Here is a 16499-nt window from a genome sequence, read left to right as displayed (position 1 = left end):
TGACAAGGAAGCTTTTCGTTTTTGTATAGTTAAAATTTAAACATAGATTTCAGGAGGCAAGAAAATTCCCAGACAGAAATAGTTGCAACGAAGCGTCGTGGAATTGCCGCTTAGCGCAAAAAAATTTTGCATATTTTTGCAATCTTTTCTGTCAGTTGGTACGATGACTCCTTTTAGCAGGTCGCTCCCTGACCCGCCGATACGCGTATCAATGGCCTGCGGATGATTTTCTGCCCCGCAAATAATGATACGCTGGCAACTGCCTCTTTTATTTGATGAATGCCATGCAAAACAGTCTGACGCGCAAGCCCATAGAAATAAAAATTTCCACCGTTGTCGCTGTTGCTGTATTGCTGCATGAAGCGTCCACTGCTGCGCTGGAAGCCGCCTTAAAGGAAATGACCGCCGGTTCACCGGATTTTTTTGACGATGAATTCGCTGTCATTGATGTTGAAAGCATCGCCGCAGAAACCGTTGACTGGGATGCGCTGATCCCGTTGTTCAAAGCGCACGGCCTGCATCCGGTCGCGGTCCGCAATGCGCGCGAAGAGGATTACGCGATCATCCGTTCACATGGTTTAAGTATTGATGTGGTAAGCAAACCACGCCACGAACCAGAAGTGATCGCAGCGCAAGCCGAAGTACCAGCACCGGTAGCAAAAGCTGAGCCGCAGGTCATCATCCGCAATAATCCGGCCATGGTGATCGATACGCCGGTCCGCGCTGGTCAGCGTATTTATGCCCGCGGCGCAGACCTGATCATTACGGCCTCAGTCAATAATGGTGCGGAAGTCATCGCCGATGGCAGTATCCATATTTACTCTACGCTACGCGGACGCGCCTTAGCTGGCGCCACCGGCAATACCGAATCACGAATTTTTGCTCTGCAAATGGAACCGGAACTGGTATCGATTGCCGGCATCTACCGGACATTTGAAAATGGCTACCCGGATTTACAGGCACAGCACCCCGTCCAAGTCAGGCTGATTGGTGACAGTATTGAAGTATCATCAGTAAAAGCGATCGGCTGACGCCCTATATTTCAGTTATTTCGGATATAAAAAGGAGTTTTTTGTGGCAAGAATCATAGTTGTAACATCCGGCAAGGGCGGAGTGGGAAAAACCACCTCCAGCGCAAGTTTCGCCTCAGGTCTGGCAATGCGCGGTCATAAAACAGCCGTACTGGATTTTGACGTCGGTCTGCGCAATCTGGATCTGATCATGGGTTGCGAACGCCGCGTGGTCTATGATCTGGTGAATGTCATCAGCGGTGAAGCAACCCTGAATCAGGCATTAATCAAGGATAAGCATTGCGATAACCTATTCATTCTGCCCGCCTCACAGACCCGTGATAAAGACGCGCTGACCGAAGAAGGTGTGGAGCGCGTATTAAACGACCTGGCAAAAATGGACTTTGAATTCATCGTCTGCGACTCACCAGCGGGTATCGAACGCGGTGCTGTCATGGCCCTCACATTCGCTGATGAGGCCATCGTTGTCACCAATCCTGAAGTATCCTCAGTACGTGATTCTGACCGCATACTCGGCATCATTCAGGCGAAATCCAAACGCGCACAAGCGGGGGGTGAGCCTGTCAAAGAGCATTTACTGATCACACGCTATTCGCCAAAACGTGTTGAAGCAGGCGAAATGCTGTCGCACACGGACGTACAGGAAATTTTACGTATCCCTCTGATTGGCGTGATACCGGAATCAGAGGCGGTATTGCATGCATCGAACCAGGGTAATCCTGCCATACACATGAAAGGCAGCGATGTCTCTGACGCGTATGAAGACGTAGTCTCGCGCTTCCTCGGTCAGGATGTTCCGTTACGCTTCGTCACTTACGAAAAGCCAGGCTTACTGCAGCGTATTTTCGGAGGTAAATAAACATGGCCTTGCTTTCTTTTTTATTTAATAGCAAACCAAAAACTGCCAATGTGGCAAAAGAACGCTTACAGATCATCATTGCCCGTGAACGCACAGGACGTGAAGGTTACGATTTTTTACCCGCCTTGCGCGAGGAACTGATTGCCGTTATTTCGAAGTACACCAAAGTCAGCCCGGAAGACATTACCGTCTCTCTTGATAAACAAGGCAATCTTGAAGTGCTGGATGTGAATGTTGTTTTGCCTGAATTGGAACTGCGTAACTGATCATCTGAGTGAATGGCTGCGGTGAGCGCATCTATGATGCGTTCACCCGGTTGCTGGCTCGCTCAAGATAAGCGACAGTGAGATCAGGCGGATAGTAAAACGCGCTGACGTTCTTCTAAAAATGACACATAAGTGCTCCAGATGAATGAGGAAATGCAAAAAATAGATTGATTCGCATGGTAAGAAACAAATGAGTTTCGTTGTAAATGTTATTTTTCACGGTTACATTTTTTAACAAATTTTATTTTTTCCTACTTGCTTTCGATATAATGATAAGACCCTGTTCAATTGCCAGACATTAACGATAACTATCCATGAGAATCGCTGTACTTGACGACGACAATAATCTGCTGGAGCTGGTCTGCACCATACTGAATGCGGCTGGTCATACATGTCATCCTTTTTTAAGCGGCAAAGAAATGCTGCATCAGCTGCGTCGGGAAAGTTACGACATGTTGATACTGGACTGGCAGGTTCCAGATCTGAATGGCACTGAAATTCTGCACTGGGTCAGAGAAAAATTGTCACCCACCCTGCCGGTCTTGTTTATGACCAGCCGCTCAGGTGAAGACGACATCGTCGCTGGCCTCGCCGCTGGCGCAGATGATTATATGATCAAACCTATCCGCCGCAGTGAACTGGTCGCGCGGGTTCAGGCATTGTTGCGGCGGGCATACCCGACCCAGACAGCCTCTGAACACCTGCAATTCGGCATCTACAAATTTGAGACACGCGCTGGTCGCGTCAGTGTTAATGATCAGCCGGTAGAAATGACGCAGAAAGAGTTCGATCTGGCACTGCTGCTGTTCCGCAATCTCGGTCGCCCCTTATCGCGCGCCTACATACTGGAAGCAGTCTGGTCGCGCGACGTCGATATCCCGTCCAGAACCATGGATACCCATATCTCCAGGGTGCGCAGCAAACTCGAATTAAGGCCAGAAAACGGTTACAGGCTGGCACCTGTTTATAGTTACGGCTATCGATTAGAACAAGTTACTGCAGAATAAATTTTCCGGGTCAGCACAGTCTGACCCGGTTTGCATTTATTGCGCAGAATTTTGCCACATGGAAACACGAATGAGTTCAGACTCAACCCACCTCTTACGGCGATTACCGGTCAGTACCCTGCTCGCAGCTCTCCTTACATACTCGCCGCTGCTAATGGCGGCAAAAGTCGCCGGCGAACCGGGCAGCATCGTGGCAACACCACCGGACATGACCTATTACGCCTTGCAGGGCGACACATTAACTGGCATCGCAAAGCGATTTACCAATCAATCCCGGAACTGGGAAGTGCTCAGCAAGCGTAATCAGATTGCTGATGACCGCGCTATCCCTATCGGTACAGCAATCCGGATCCCGGCGGATCTGTTACCTGAAGAAGCAAGTGAAGCGCGCGTTGTTGCGTTGGCGGGTAATCCGACTTATACAGCGGCAGATGGTATCGAAACTACTCTCGCAATCGGCACTGTCGTTAAAGAAGGAAGCAAGATCACCACCGGAAAAAACGGTTTTCTGACTCTGGCGTTTCCGGATGAGTCGCGCGTCTCCATTCCATCGAATAGCCAGGTCAGTCTGAGCAAACTGCGCAAAACGAAATATATCGCCAGCCCGAGAACTGAGATTTCTTTGTCTGAGGGGAAAGTCGAATCCCGCGTCACCAGCCTGGCAAGCAATAAAGGGCGCTTTGAAGTACGCTCACCGCTTGCGGTAGCGGGCGTGCGCGGCACCCATTTCCGTGTTGGCATCAATGCGGATGGTACAGCTAATGAGGTGCTGGAAGGTGGCGTTGCCGTCGGAACAACAAGTAAAAAAAATAATGAACTGCTACTACCCGCTGGTAAAGGAAACATCATCGGAGCAAATGGTGTAGGGAAAGCTGTCGATTTACTGCCGCCGCCCGTCTTAGAAACTGGTTATGCGGTGCAAACGCGCCCCACAGTGCAATTCATCGCGCAAAAATCCGCAGCTGCAGTCGCCTATCGGGTACAGATAGCCAGAGATGCGCAGGCATTAGACATACTGGCGGAAAATCGTTACAAGGAAAACCGTTTCAAATTCGACGGTCTGGAAGATGGCCAGTATTTTGTCCGTCTGACGGCCATTGATGCATTGGGGCTGGAAGGCTTACCTCTCACAACAGGCTTTACACTCAAGGCAAGACCGGAGCCGCCATTCTCTATACAACCCAAAAATAAAGTACGGGCTGACGGTGTTGACTTCACCTGGACAGAAGCAGCACAAGCTTATGCTTACCATCTGCAAGTCGCCAAAGACGCAGAGTTTAAAAACATCCTTCTCGATCAGCCGGATATCAAGGATGTGCAATTCTCCAGCACCTTGCCACAAGGAGAATATTTCTGGCGTATTGCGACGGTGATACAAAAAAATGGCCAGTTTGATCAGGGTCCCTACGGCGATATACAAAAATTCCAGAAATTAGCGCCACAGGCAACGGCGTCTTTCAGCGACTCCCCGGGTAAGCAGATTTCTTTCAACTGGGCAGCCGAACCGGGACAAAAATTTCTGATTCAGATTGCCCTTGATACAGCTTTTAAAACGCTGTATCTGTCACAGGAATCAGATCAGGCTGATCTGAAAATTCCGCGTCCGTCGGCCGGTGAATACTATATCCGCGTCCGGGCGACGGATGCTGATGGCTACGTCGGTGCGTTTTCCGCCACGCAAAAAATCACTGTTCAGTCGCGCTGGACCACAAGTGACGGCGAAGCGGTTCAAAGTGGTAACGGTACCGTCCGCAGCGGCTTTTAACGATTAATTTATGGCGATCAGATACATACAGTTAGAGCGCATCGCATTTCGTGAGTGGCTGATTCTGAGTCTGCTACTCAGCGTTCTGACTGTAGCGCTGCTGAACTTGAAAAGCCTGGAGCGGCTGGACATGATTGCCTATGATCGTTACATGCAGCTCAATCAACGCGAAGCACGGGACGATATCCTGATTGTCGCAATTGATGATTACAGTCTGAGTGAGTTGGGAAAATGGCCCTGGCCACGGCAACGACATGCGGAACTGTTACAGCGCATCAACGCAGCGACACCGGCTGCGATAGGAATGGATATCCTGTTGACGGAAGCTGAGCCGGTACAAACCGACAATCAGGTCAACGGCGATCAGCTGCTGGCCGATGCGATCGCCCAAAGCAATAAAGTCGTCCTGCCTTTGGTCTCTCAAAACAGTGGTAAGGGCCTGATCGCGGCGCGCCCGATTCCCCCTCTGGCAAATGCAGCCCGCCAGATCAGCCATATTCATATCGAACTGGATAAAGACGGCGTGGCACGCAGCGTCTTTCTGCGTGAAGGATCAAGAGGCGAATGGTGGCCTCACTTTGCACTCGCGTTGAAAGACGTTGCACAAAATACAGCTTACGGAACTGAAAAATATCTGCCGGGAGCGAGACTGCCTGTGCAGCTGCGCAAAACGGCACATCAGGACTTGTGGCACCGTGATTACCAGATGCATATTCCGTTTTACGGCAGCAGTGGGCATTTTAAGTCGGTGCCGTATGTGTCAGTACTGCGCGGTGAAGTTCCCGCAGCTTTCCTGAAAAATAAGTATGTCCTGATCGGCCCGACTGCTTTAGGGATGGCGGACTCATTCCCCACCCCGGTATCCGGCAATGAAGGCACCATCTCCGGAATAGAAATCAATGCAAATATTCTGGCAAGTCTGCTTGATGAACGTGAAATTGATTTTGCCCCGGTCTGGCAGGTAACGATATATAACCTGGTACTGCTGCTGGCGGCACTGATCTCTTATCAGTTAATGTCGCCCAGAAAAGCCTTGCTGATGACCATCCTGTTTATCGGCATCTCTGCCGCAAGCAGTTTCCTCGCAATGCGCTATGCCGGAAAATGGATACCGCCTACGACATCCTTACTGGCGTTAATCATTGCTTACCCTGTGTGGAGCTGGCGCAGGCTGGAAGCAGCGATTAAGTATCTGGGCGAAGAATTTACTCTTCTCGAAAAAGAACCACATCTGCTGCCAGAATTTATTGATGTTGAAGAGGAAAAGAGTGCGCCGGTTCTGACAGATACGCTGGAGCAAAGCATCAATGCTGTGCGTGTCGCCGCCGACAGAGTTCGTGATTTACGACAGTTCGTCAGCGATAGCCTGGACAGCTTGCCAGACGCAACTCTGGTGACCACCACCGATGGGAATGTATTACTCTCTAACCCACCAGCACTGAGCTATTTTGCCAGTCAGGGCTTACCCAAAGTGAATGATTCCCTGTTGCCGTATTTATTTGCCAGAATGTCTGCGCCGCAGGAGCCTGAAGAGGGCAAAACCGGCAATTTCACTTGGTGGAATCTGCTGGATCTCAAACATACTGCACGAATGAAGCAAGGAATTGAAGTCAGAGATCCGCAGGGACTGGATTTACTGATCAAAAGCGCCCCTTGTTACAGCGCCAGCCAGCAACTGGTCGGCTGGATAGTCAGTATCATCAATATCACCGCCATCCGTGCTGCCGAACGCAGCCGCGATGAAACCCTGCATTTCATCTCGCATGACATGCGCGCGCCGCAGGCATCCATACTTGCTTTGCTGGAAATGCAGCAAGATGCAGCAACAGCATTACCACAGGCAGAATTTATCTCGAGAATTGAAAAAGCCTCACGCATCACACTCGGTCTGGCAGACAACTTCGTCCAGCTGGCCAGGGCTGAATCACAGGATTACCGTTTTGAAGAACTGGATTTACAGACGGTACTGCTGGATGCGACGGAAGAAATGTGGTCGCTGGCAAAGAGCAAAAACATACGCATCAAATGTACGATACCGGATGGTGAATACCCGATCCGGGCCGATCGCTCGCTGCTGACGCGGGTTCTGACGAATCTGCTGTCTAACGCGATCAAATACAGCCCGCGCGATACCACCATCACCTGCGCACTGGCCTATGAACAGCAACTGGCAGGAGCAAACATCATCTGCAGTATCAGCGACCAGGGATACGGCATACCGCGTGCAGAGCAAAGCAAACTATTTCAACGCTTTCAACGCTTCGGCGGTGCCGACCAGCCAAAAAATGATGGAATCGGGCTGGGCATGGTCTTTGTGAAAGCCGTGCTTGACCGGCATCATGCGCAAATCGATTTAATCAGTGCGCCGAATGAAGGGACGACTTTCAACATCAGATTGCCGTCAAGCACCATTTGAGCTACATCAAGCGTATCCGGACGAAAATTAATATCTCCAACGCGCTATAATGACGGTCTGATCTTACGCCACACATCGCATGCAACTGACTGCTGTTGGACTCAACCATACGACTGCGCCGCTCTCGCTGCGCGAAAAAGTCGCCTTCTCGCCTGAACAGATAGGTCAGGCGGTGGCGGCTGCACGCGCGTGGTTCGGCAACAACGCAGCAAACACCACGCATTCGTATGGCAATGAAGCCGCGATTTTATCGACCTGCAACCGCACAGAGTTGTATGCGGCGTGTGCCGCAAGCAATCCGGTCGATGCTACTGCCCATTTTCTGGCGGATTTTCATCACTTGCCTTACGCCGATTTACGTCCGCATCTCTATACCCTGCCGCAGGATAACGCCGTCCGCCATGCATTCCGCGTTGCTTCCGGCCTGGATTCCATGGTGTTGGGCGAGCCGCAAATTCTGGGGCAGATGAAAGATGCAGTACGTCAGGCCGAAGCAGCAGGTGGTCTTGGCACCTATCTGCATCAAATGTTTCAACGTACTTTTGCGGTCGCCAAAGAAGTTCGCAGCACCACGGAAATCGGTGCGCACAGCGTGTCTATGGCGGCGGCAGCAGTCCGTTTATCGCAGCGTATTTTCGACAAAATTTCTGATCAGCACCTGCTGTTTATCGGTGCAGGTGAAATGATAGAACTCTGTGCCACGCATTTCGCGGCACAAAACCCGAAATCCCTGACCATCGCCAATCGTACGCTCGAACGCGGCGAAGCGCTGGCGCACCGCTTCAATGGTAAAGCAATCCGTCTTGCCGATTTACCGCAGCAATTGGCACAATTCGATATCATCGTCTCGTGTACTGCATCGTCGCTGCCTATCATAGGATTAGGACTAGTTGAGCGTGTTGTCAAAGCACGCAAACATCGTCCTGTATTCATGGTCGATCTGGCAGTGCCGCGCGATATTGAACCGGAAGTTGGCAAACTCGACGACGTTTTCCTCTACACGGTAGATGATCTCGGCAGTGTCGTGCAGACCGGTATAGAAAGTCGTCAGGCAGCCGTGGCGCAGGCAGAGGCCATTATCGAAACCCGGGTGCAATCATTTATGCACTGGATCGATGGTCGTGCAGTGGTACCCGTCATTCAGGATCTGCATGAAAGCAGCGAACAACTCCGCTTAATGGAACTCGAACGCGCTCGTAAAATGCTGGCGCGCGGTGAAGATATCGACGCCGTGCTCGAAGCGCTTTCCAAAGGTATCACAGCCAAATTCCTGCATGGCCCGCAACAGGCGCTGCATCAGGCCAGCGGTGATGAGCGCGCGCGTCTGGCAAGTCTGTTGCCACAATTATTCCGCACCAAACGTTAGCGGATTCAGTTTTTCTCCCGGATGCAGAATTCCTGCATCATCCTGACGGGTACTGTTTTCAAATCTGCAGCAGTTCCCTCCTGATTCACCTACTTTGCTTTCCGTATGAAACCATCAATGCTCGCCAAGCTGGATCAGCTGGCTGAACGCCTCGACGAAATCGGACACCTGCTGATGCAGGAAGGCGCCACCAATGACATGGACAATTACCGCAAACTCAATCGTGAGCACGCAGAACTGGATCCGGTCGTCACTCTCTACAAAAACTATCAGCAGGCACAATCCGATCTGGACGAAGCACAGGAAATGCTGAACGATCCGGACATGAAAGCGTTTGCTCAGGATGAAATAGAAGCCGCAAAAGAAAAGATGCAAACACTGGAATCTGATCTGCAAAAAATGCTGCTGCCAAAAGACCCTAATGATGAACGTAATATTCTGCTGGAGATCCGTGCCGGTACCGGCGGCGATGAAGCAGCCTTGTTTGCCGGTGATTTGCTGCGCATGTATACCCGCTTCGCTGAACGTAACCGCTGGCAAGTAGAGATGATGTCGGAGTCGCCTTCTGAGCTCGGCGGCTATAAAGAAGTGATCGTGCGTATCGCCGGTCCGGGTGCGTATTCCAAGCTGAAATTTGAATCCGGCGGACATCGTGTGCAACGCGTCCCGGCGACTGAAACGCAAGGCCGCATTCATACGTCCGCCTGCACCGTCGCAGTGATGCTGGAAGCCGATGAACTCGCCGATGTGGTCATCAACAATGCCGACCTGCGCATCGATACCTTCCGCGCCAGTGGTGCGGGCGGGCAGCACATTAATAAAACTGATTCCGCGGTGCGCCTGACGCATATTCCTACCGGTATCGTGGTCGAATGTCAGGATGGCCGTAGTCAGCATCAGAATAAGGCGCAGGCGATGCGGGTGCTGGCCACCAGGATCATGGATGGTCAGTTAAGAGAAAAGCAGGCCAAAGAGGCAGCAACCCGCAAGAGCCTGATCGGTTCCGGCGACCGCAGTGAGCGCATACGCACTTACAATTATCCGCAAGGCCGCATGACCGATCACCGCATTAATCTGACTTTATATAAACTCGATTTCATTATGGATGGTGATCTGACCGAGCTGAGCAATGCCCTGATCGCAGAACATCAGGCTGAGCTTCTTGCGGAACTCGGCGACGATTAAACCATCCAAGTCATTGCCTGCACCGCCAGCATGCCACACTATTTGGTTTCGTATAAACATGAGGCTTGAAATAGCGTGTAAGCTGGCATCCGCTTTCATTTTACGAATGACCTACATGCGTTCCTCTAAATTCGTCTTACTCGGCATCTCTGTCACTTGCCTGTTACTGATAGCGGTTGCCCTCTATCTGCAGATCGTTGAACTGATGCTGCCTTGTCCCTTATGCGTCTTCCAGCGTTATGCGTTTCTGGCGATCGCCCTGTTCAGCCTGATTGCCGCTTTTCTTCCTGCCGGTGCACGCCGTTATGGCATCGCACTGGCTGGTTTATCAGCATTCGGCGGTATCGGCATCGCTGGCAAACATCTGTATGTCTTGTCGAATCCCACGCTTTCCTGTGGCATCGATCCTCTGGAAACCGGGCTCAACAAAATCTTCTTGTCGGAATGGTTCCCGATTCTGTTCCGTGCAGATGGTTTGTGCGAAACACCTTATCCGCCTATCCTGGGTCTGTCGATTCCAACCTGGGCCATGGTCTGGTTTGTTATTTTCAGTCTCACGCTGATCGTGCTGTTCTTTCAAAAACAAAGAGCAAGCATCTTCGGAAAGCACCACTGATGACAGAAGGCCAGCCGCTCAGCATTGCTGATCATGAGCGTTTGTCGCCGCTGGACAAGCTGGAAACACGGATGTTGCTCATGCATGTGACTGGCTTTACCCGCATACAGCTGATTACCCGCTCGGACTATCAGCTCAGCGCGCAACAAACGCAGCAGTTTACAGAATTACAACAACGTCGTTTCGCTGGCGAGCCCATTGCGTATCTGACTGGTGAACGTGAATTTTTCGGTCTGCCTTTTTACACCTCACCGGCGGTACTGATTCCACGGCCCGATACAGAATTACTGGTGGAACTCAGTTTGCAATTCGCGCCGCAAAACTCCGCCTTACTTGATCTTGGCACAGGTTCCGGTGCGATTGCGATTGCGATTGCCCACGAACGTGAGGATCTGGATGTCTGCGCCGTCGATATCAGCACTGAGGCACTTGCGATCGCAAACAAAAATGCCACACGTTTTCTGTCACCGGATCGCCTGCAATTACTGCACAGCGACTGGTACAGCGGGCTTACAGGAAGAGTATTTCAGACCATCGTCAGCAACCCCCCCTATATTGTCAAAGATGACCCGCATCTGACTCAGGGCGATCTGCGCTTTGAACCCATCAACGCCCTGACCGATCACGCTGACGGCCTGAGTGCTTACCGCCATATCATCGGTCAATCGCATGAACATCTTGCGCAACAAGGCTGGCTGCTGATGGAACATGGTTATCATCAGGCTGAAGATGTGCGCGCCTTGTTAAAAGCAGCGAATTACACGCAAGTACAAAGCTGGCGCGACCTCGCTGGCATAGAACGTGTCACAGGCGGACAACGCCGCTGACGCACAAAGGATTTTTATGCAGATTACGACCGATAAAGACGTCCTCGACGTTCCTCTGATACACGATTTCTTATCCACGACATCACCGTGGGCGCAAGGGATTCCGCTGGAAACGGTACAACGCTCAATTGAACATTCCCTGTGCTTTGGCGGATTTATCGATGGCAGACAGATCGCGTTTGCAAGGGTGGTTACAGATCGTGCGACATTCGCCTACCTGATGGATGTGTTTGTGTTGCCGGATTATCGTGGACGTGGATACAGCCGCAGTCTGATTGAGGCCGTTCAGAACCATCCCGAACTGCAAAACATACGCCGTTTCTTGCTGGTCAGCAGTTCAGCACGTGGCCTGTACGAAAAATTTGGTTTCCGCTCACCGGTAAAACCCGAAGCGTTTATGGAAATTCACCGGCCCGATATTTATCGCTGATATTGATCGTTAACATTGAGCGACGAAAAAAAACGATGCTGTTCAAGGCATCGTTTTTTTTGCTCAAGTCCACGCTGTTATGTGCGCGGTGTCCGGGGGATAACGGCATTCGCTACTTTTTTCGCTTCTTTTGCTGCCTTTTTTCTTCAGGAGTGGATGAGGCCTGCTTCTTGGTGTCTTTATTGATCTTGGTAACTTTGCTCATGAGCTGACTCCGGGTAAGCACCCGCGCATGCGAGTGAAGACTGAGTACAGGCCATCATGACCACGCACGTTGCCTATTTCATGCATGCTGCGACTACAATCTGTGCAAAACATCTGTGCCATGAGGCGACATTATTTCCGGGGATCAGGAAGAACCGGCTCAGCAGAATCAAAATACCTTAAATACGACATCCATATTTCGTCAATGCGCTCATCATACAGCCGCAACTGGCACTCGGCAGAATCACGTATCCGGGCAGTACCTTGCTCGCGGCTGTACAGATAGCCGCAATGCTTTCGCAGATACTGCTCCCATAGCTGCTGTGATTCGGCTAATTCCTCTGCGTTACCGCCGTATATTTTTATATCCTGCTTCTGCGCTGACAGATAGTATTTTTTAAACTGAGCCTCTTTCAAATCAAGCTGATGACTGAAGCACTCAGCCTCTGCCTGATAGCCCTTCATATCAACGCAGACAGGAACATATTGACCGGCCCCTGCGGCATTCCCGGCAAGCGTAAAAATAGCGGCGAAGAACAACTGCGCAAACGGTTTATGTTTCATCATTCAATCACCTGTTCAAAAAATTCAGACAGACATTTCCGGCAACACGCCGCATAAAATATACATCTCGCGCAGATCAGCGATGCGACCGGCAAGGTGCTCAGTGACGGCATTAGTCTGTCATTTGACATCAAATATACTCCCCGGAGTATATTTTAAAGCCCTTATTTTATAAGGAGATGGTGGCATTTTTTTCTTATACTCCCCTAAAAATCCCATTTCACGCAATAATTTCACAAGAAAACATTACGCAGTTTCGCGGATGGAACTGACATAAAAAAAGCCAGCATTTCTGCTGGCTTTTGTAGTTAAGACAGCGATGGCTGATTAACGATACACCGTCACTGGTTCCGTATTTTGCACAGGCACTGCAGGTACCACCGGCTGACCATTAACATTCGCCGGACGGTTCGCGCCGCGTGGCAAACCGAACTGCACCATCAGCTCGTTATAGGCGGCATCTGCCAGACTGCGCGACGTTTCCTGCATGACCTTGCCGCGATTGAAGACAACGCGATCACCTGCACGGCTGATGATCTTGGTATCAACACCGGAGCCACTCGCGCTGAACGCCGCTTTGACTTCATAGGTTTTGGTATTAATCAGGCTGAAATCGGCCATCAGATCGAGTGACAGGCTGGCTGTCATCGAATTCCCGTATTGCAGTTGATTGCTTTCCTGACGGAACTGGATATTGCTAACGGTGCCGAACAACACATAATCCGCGCCGGGATACATGCCTTGTTTGATGCGGCCGATGATGTCGTAAATTTTTTCCATCGGTTTACCAACATACGGACGCGCCTGAATCAGATGTACTCCACCGCCTTTGATCATCGCGCCTTTTAAATCAGCCGTGTAGGTTTTCAGTTCGCCACGATCGATATAGGTATAAAAACCTTCCGCTTCGTAGTAATTGCTTTCGCTCTTGGCATCGATCTTGCCGCGTTGTGAATAGCTGCGATCGGTTTCGCGTTCACTGTAACTACCTTTGACACTGCTTTTGCTGCTGGCAGAAACGACACGGAAATACTCGCTGACTTTTTCTTCGTAAGTCAGATCGGTCACGGCAATTTTCGGTTCTGCTGCCAGCGCGCTGCATGCTGCTGCGGAGCAGAAAACGCCTGCCAGAATTTTTTTCATATTCAACATCTTGCGTCCTTCAGGAGCCGGTTAAAAACCGGTTAAAGATTGATCAGGGCTGATTATTTTTTCGATGTTTTACGGATTTCTTTTTCATCCTGCCATTCGATAGAACCATCTTCGATGTCATACAGTTTCAGAGTCATCTTGTAGAACACATCTTTGGTTGTGGCGTTTTGTTTGACGATAGAAACGATTTCACCTTCGAGTGAATATTTCGCTGCCGTCATGTTGCCCACTTTTGCTTTGCCCTGGGATTTGTACAGGCCACTTTGATTCTGACGTTGCAGCTCATCGACGCCTTGCTGCATTTCATCAGCGCTACGGGTGAACTTCACTTTTTTACTTTTCACCAGCGCAGTCTGAATACTGTTCATGATCGATTTAGTGTCGATGTATTCGCTGGTTTTATTCCGCACGCCAGCCAGTGTCAGTGTCGGACGATTTGCCAGTGCCGGGTCTTCGAGCAGAGAACCGACCATTTTTTCTGCGATCATTTGCAGATCAGTTGAACCGAATTCATTGGTCACCGTTTCCACTGCTTTGTTATCGCCATAGCTGACCTGACGCGCGAGGCTGACGGTTGGCTGCGATAATTTTGTCTGGCAGGCGGACAACGACGTCACCGCCAGAATCATCAGGCACAAAGTAGAGGATAAAGAGGAAATGCGTTTCATAATAACTCCGTAGTTCTGTACAATTTTTTAAAACAAATCTGTGATTAACGAGGCTCAGCGCTCATTTCGATTTTGAAATCTGCCGCTTGCGGGCCATAAGCTGTGCCTTTGACAAGCTGGCTTTGTTTGCCCAGTATCATTAATGGTTTCCAGACCTCGCCATCGCCAACCTGCATACCGGCCGCATCTGTCCAGCGGAAACGGTAATAGACACGTACATCTTTCGCTGTGGTGTTATACATTTCCGCCTGCACCACCAGTACATCATTACGACGCTGGCTGCGCAGATCGGTCACCTGCACACCTTCGAGAGTGCCACGCACCATTAATTTCGCCGCAATGCCAGGCGACACCGCATTCGGCACATCTTCCGCCATCACAGGTGCAGCAAAACAGGCGGCGACGACAGCTGCGCAAACAGCAATTTTTTTAGACATCATGGATGATTTTTCCTTAGTAACTTCGTTCATCAACTTTGTACCTCAATAAGACCAGCGGGTTTATTTCGTCCCCGCCACTTTTACTCAGTTTGAACCTGCGGCTGCGCCGTTAGTTGCCACTGGTTTCACAGGTTTCTGCGGCTTTTTATTAGCAGGTTTGGCTGGTGCTGTTTTCACGGCAGGCGTTTCCGCTGCGATTTGCGCCGCTGGCGTCACGCTACCGAATTTCGCCAGATCGCCGACATAGGTTTTGTTCGGATACAAACGTACCGGCACCACCATGTAACGGCCATCAATATTCAGCTTGGTGCTTTCGCCAGGACGGCCGGAAAAATTCACTTCATATTCGCCCGGCGCTAAAAACGCCCGCGCAATAAAGACGCGCTCTGGCAAACTGCGCCACATGCGGTCATCTGCCGGGCCTTCGGTGGCGACCACCGCAATATTGGCGGCCAGACCGGCAAGTGCGCCGAAATTTTTATTGACCTGATCCTGCACCACGCCTTTGGTAATCGCACGGATCGCAGCGCGGGTGTAGATGCCCGGCATTTCATCTTTCAAGGCACGGCGTGCCATGACGTTGAAGTCAGTGATCAATGCAGTAGGCAAAGATTGATTGGCAATATTCACCGAACGGATTACTGCCGCTTCTTTATCCGGCTGAATCACAGGGAAAGTCAGCGACACGGTCACCAGACCACGCGACGTTGGCAAAGGCAACGCAAATTTCTGCGACTGACGTGCCGGCGCATTGCCGGTTTCGATGATAAACAGAACATCCGTCACGCCTTTTTTACGGCGGAAACTGGTACGCTGATCCAGCCCTTTCAGACCATCTTCCAGCACCGGCAAATCAGGACGCAATTCGATCGCCTTGCGATAGCCCGGTGCGGCCAGACCCGGTTCATTCAGGGCTTCGTATACAAAACCCGCCAGATAATGACTCAGCGCATTCTGATAACCATTTTTCAGTTTCAGCACTTCGGGATCATTCAGCGTTTCAACCGGATAGCCGTTGATTTCCTTGTTCGTGGTGGCGACGCCTTTTTCTTTCGCTTCCTTTTCGGCTTCCAGCGTTTCTTTAGAACGGAATTCAGCGATCACGGCTTCACGTTCGTGAGTACGTTTGATATCGACTCGGGCAGTATCCAGATCGCCCAGATTGATGCGATCCATCGCCATACGTACGGTCAGCATAACTTTTTCGTAATCCTGCCCTTCGTAATCACGGCTGGCGTCACCCATGATGGTGGCGCCGATCTGGCTCATCAGTTTTTGTGGATTGGTTTTAGCATTTTCTTCCCACTCTTTGACCTTGGTGTCGGCAATCGTCAGTGCATTCAAGCTGTCCTGGTAGCGTTTACCGATACGCATCAGTTCGCCTTTTTCGAGGTTCAGCAATAAATCATTCTGATTTTTGCCTTGCGTCTGTTCTTCCACCTGGCGAATCGCATCCTCGATCTGCCCGGTTTTGACAACTGCAAGTGAGTTAGAGACTTTGCTGTCGTGGGTCTGCGTTGTGACGCAACCAGTGAGAACCAGAGCAGCAACCAAAGGAGTAAGCGAGAATGATGAGAGGCGCATTGAGCTTATTTATTGTGGTTTGAAAAAAGGGGTAAGCACTGCCAGAGCCACGCACCCTTTTTTGCAAACAATACCGTACAAGCAGATAAAGTACGATACATGTTGCACAATAAAAGTGC

At 50.6% G+C, this 16499-nt stretch carries 16 protein-coding genes; 11 read left to right on the top strand and 5 right to left on the bottom strand.

Features of this window, described 5'->3' with window-relative positions; all coding sequences use genetic code 11:
• Positions 1-284 precede the first annotated feature (284 nt).
• The 11 genes from minC to ACOTSW_RS13805 all read left to right on the top strand — a co-directional run bounded on the left by minC (position 285) and on the right by ACOTSW_RS13805 (position 11768).
• The gene (gene minC, locus ACOTSW_RS13855) at positions 285-1031 is read left to right on the top strand and encodes a septum site-determining protein MinC (RefSeq protein ID WP_423679647.1); all 747 of its coding nucleotides are present in this window, start codon (positions 285-287) and stop codon (positions 1029-1031) included.
• A 43-nt stretch (positions 1032-1074) separates the two neighbouring features.
• Positions 1075-1890, top strand: coding sequence for a septum site-determining protein MinD (minD, locus tag ACOTSW_RS13850; protein ID WP_423679646.1), 816 nt, complete (start codon positions 1075-1077; stop codon positions 1888-1890).
• Between the two features lie 2 nt (positions 1891-1892).
• Complete coding sequence (minE, locus tag ACOTSW_RS13845; RefSeq protein WP_186884548.1) at positions 1893-2156, top strand: cell division topological specificity factor MinE; 264 nt, start codon at positions 1893-1895, stop codon at positions 2154-2156.
• A 314-nt stretch (positions 2157-2470) separates the two neighbouring features.
• Positions 2471-3163 (top strand): response regulator transcription factor, encoded by a 693-nt coding sequence (locus ACOTSW_RS13840; RefSeq protein ID WP_186884547.1) that lies wholly within the window; start codon positions 2471-2473, stop codon positions 3161-3163.
• A gap of 70 nt (positions 3164-3233) precedes the next feature.
• A complete protein-coding gene (locus ACOTSW_RS13835; protein ID WP_423679645.1) occupies positions 3234-4928 on the top strand; it encodes a FecR domain-containing protein in 1695 nt (564 codons plus the stop codon).
• Positions 4929-4938: 10 nt separating this feature from the next.
• On the top strand, positions 4939-7344 hold the full coding sequence (locus tag ACOTSW_RS13830) for a CHASE2 domain-containing protein (RefSeq protein ID WP_423679644.1): 2406 nt from the start codon (positions 4939-4941) through the stop codon (positions 7342-7344).
• Between the two features lie 79 nt (positions 7345-7423).
• On the top strand, positions 7424-8710 hold the full coding sequence (gene hemA / locus ACOTSW_RS13825; protein ID WP_423679643.1) for a glutamyl-tRNA reductase: 1287 nt from the start codon (positions 7424-7426) through the stop codon (positions 8708-8710).
• Positions 8711-8815: 105 nt separating this feature from the next.
• Positions 8816-9895 (top strand): peptide chain release factor 1, encoded by a 1080-nt coding sequence (gene prfA, locus ACOTSW_RS13820; protein ID WP_423679642.1) that lies wholly within the window; start codon positions 8816-8818, stop codon positions 9893-9895.
• Between the two features lie 115 nt (positions 9896-10010).
• Complete coding sequence (locus tag ACOTSW_RS13815; protein WP_423679641.1) at positions 10011-10511, top strand: disulfide bond formation protein B; 501 nt, start codon at positions 10011-10013, stop codon at positions 10509-10511.
• On the top strand, positions 10511-11338 hold the full coding sequence (prmC, locus tag ACOTSW_RS13810) for a peptide chain release factor N(5)-glutamine methyltransferase (RefSeq protein WP_423679640.1): 828 nt from the start codon (positions 10511-10513) through the stop codon (positions 11336-11338). The genes ACOTSW_RS13815 and prmC overlap by 1 nt, the downstream gene beginning before the upstream one ends.
• Positions 11339-11354: 16 nt before the next feature.
• Positions 11355-11768 carry a GNAT family N-acetyltransferase gene (locus ACOTSW_RS13805; RefSeq protein WP_423679639.1) on the top strand — a complete coding sequence of 138 codons (414 nt, stop codon included), beginning with the start codon at positions 11355-11357 and terminating at the stop codon, positions 11766-11768.
• A 336-nt stretch (positions 11769-12104) separates the two neighbouring features.
• Here ACOTSW_RS13805 and ACOTSW_RS13800 read toward each other — a convergent pair whose 3' ends face one another.
• The 5 genes from ACOTSW_RS13800 to ACOTSW_RS13780 all read right to left on the bottom strand — a co-directional run bounded on the left by ACOTSW_RS13800 (position 12105) and on the right by ACOTSW_RS13780 (position 16380).
• The gene (locus tag ACOTSW_RS13800; RefSeq protein ID WP_423679638.1) at positions 12105-12539 is read right to left on the bottom strand and encodes a lysozyme inhibitor LprI family protein; all 435 of its coding nucleotides are present in this window, start codon (positions 12537-12539) and stop codon (positions 12105-12107) included.
• Positions 12540-12863: 324 nt separating this feature from the next.
• A complete protein-coding gene (locus ACOTSW_RS13795; RefSeq protein ID WP_423679637.1) occupies positions 12864-13688 on the bottom strand; it encodes a hypothetical protein in 825 nt (274 codons plus the stop codon).
• A 53-nt stretch (positions 13689-13741) separates the two neighbouring features.
• The gene (lpoB, locus tag ACOTSW_RS13790; RefSeq protein WP_423679636.1) at positions 13742-14356 is read right to left on the bottom strand and encodes a penicillin-binding protein activator LpoB; all 615 of its coding nucleotides are present in this window, start codon (positions 14354-14356) and stop codon (positions 13742-13744) included.
• A 44-nt stretch (positions 14357-14400) separates the two neighbouring features.
• Positions 14401-14826 (bottom strand): YcfL family protein, encoded by a 426-nt coding sequence (locus tag ACOTSW_RS13785; RefSeq protein ID WP_423679635.1) that lies wholly within the window; start codon positions 14824-14826, stop codon positions 14401-14403.
• A 54-nt stretch (positions 14827-14880) separates the two neighbouring features.
• Positions 14881-16380, bottom strand: coding sequence for a COG3014 family protein (locus ACOTSW_RS13780; RefSeq protein WP_423679634.1), 1500 nt, complete (start codon positions 16378-16380; stop codon positions 14881-14883).
• Positions 16381-16499 lie beyond the last annotated feature (119 nt).

Origin of the sequence: Undibacterium sp. WLHG33, assembly GCF_049544815.1 — a bacterium.
In the GTDB taxonomy this organism is placed as follows: Bacteria; Pseudomonadota; Gammaproteobacteria; order Burkholderiales; family Burkholderiaceae_D; genus Undibacterium.
The sequence above is the reverse complement of the archived record's forward strand: the minus strand, read 5'-3'. Positions and strand labels throughout refer to the sequence as shown.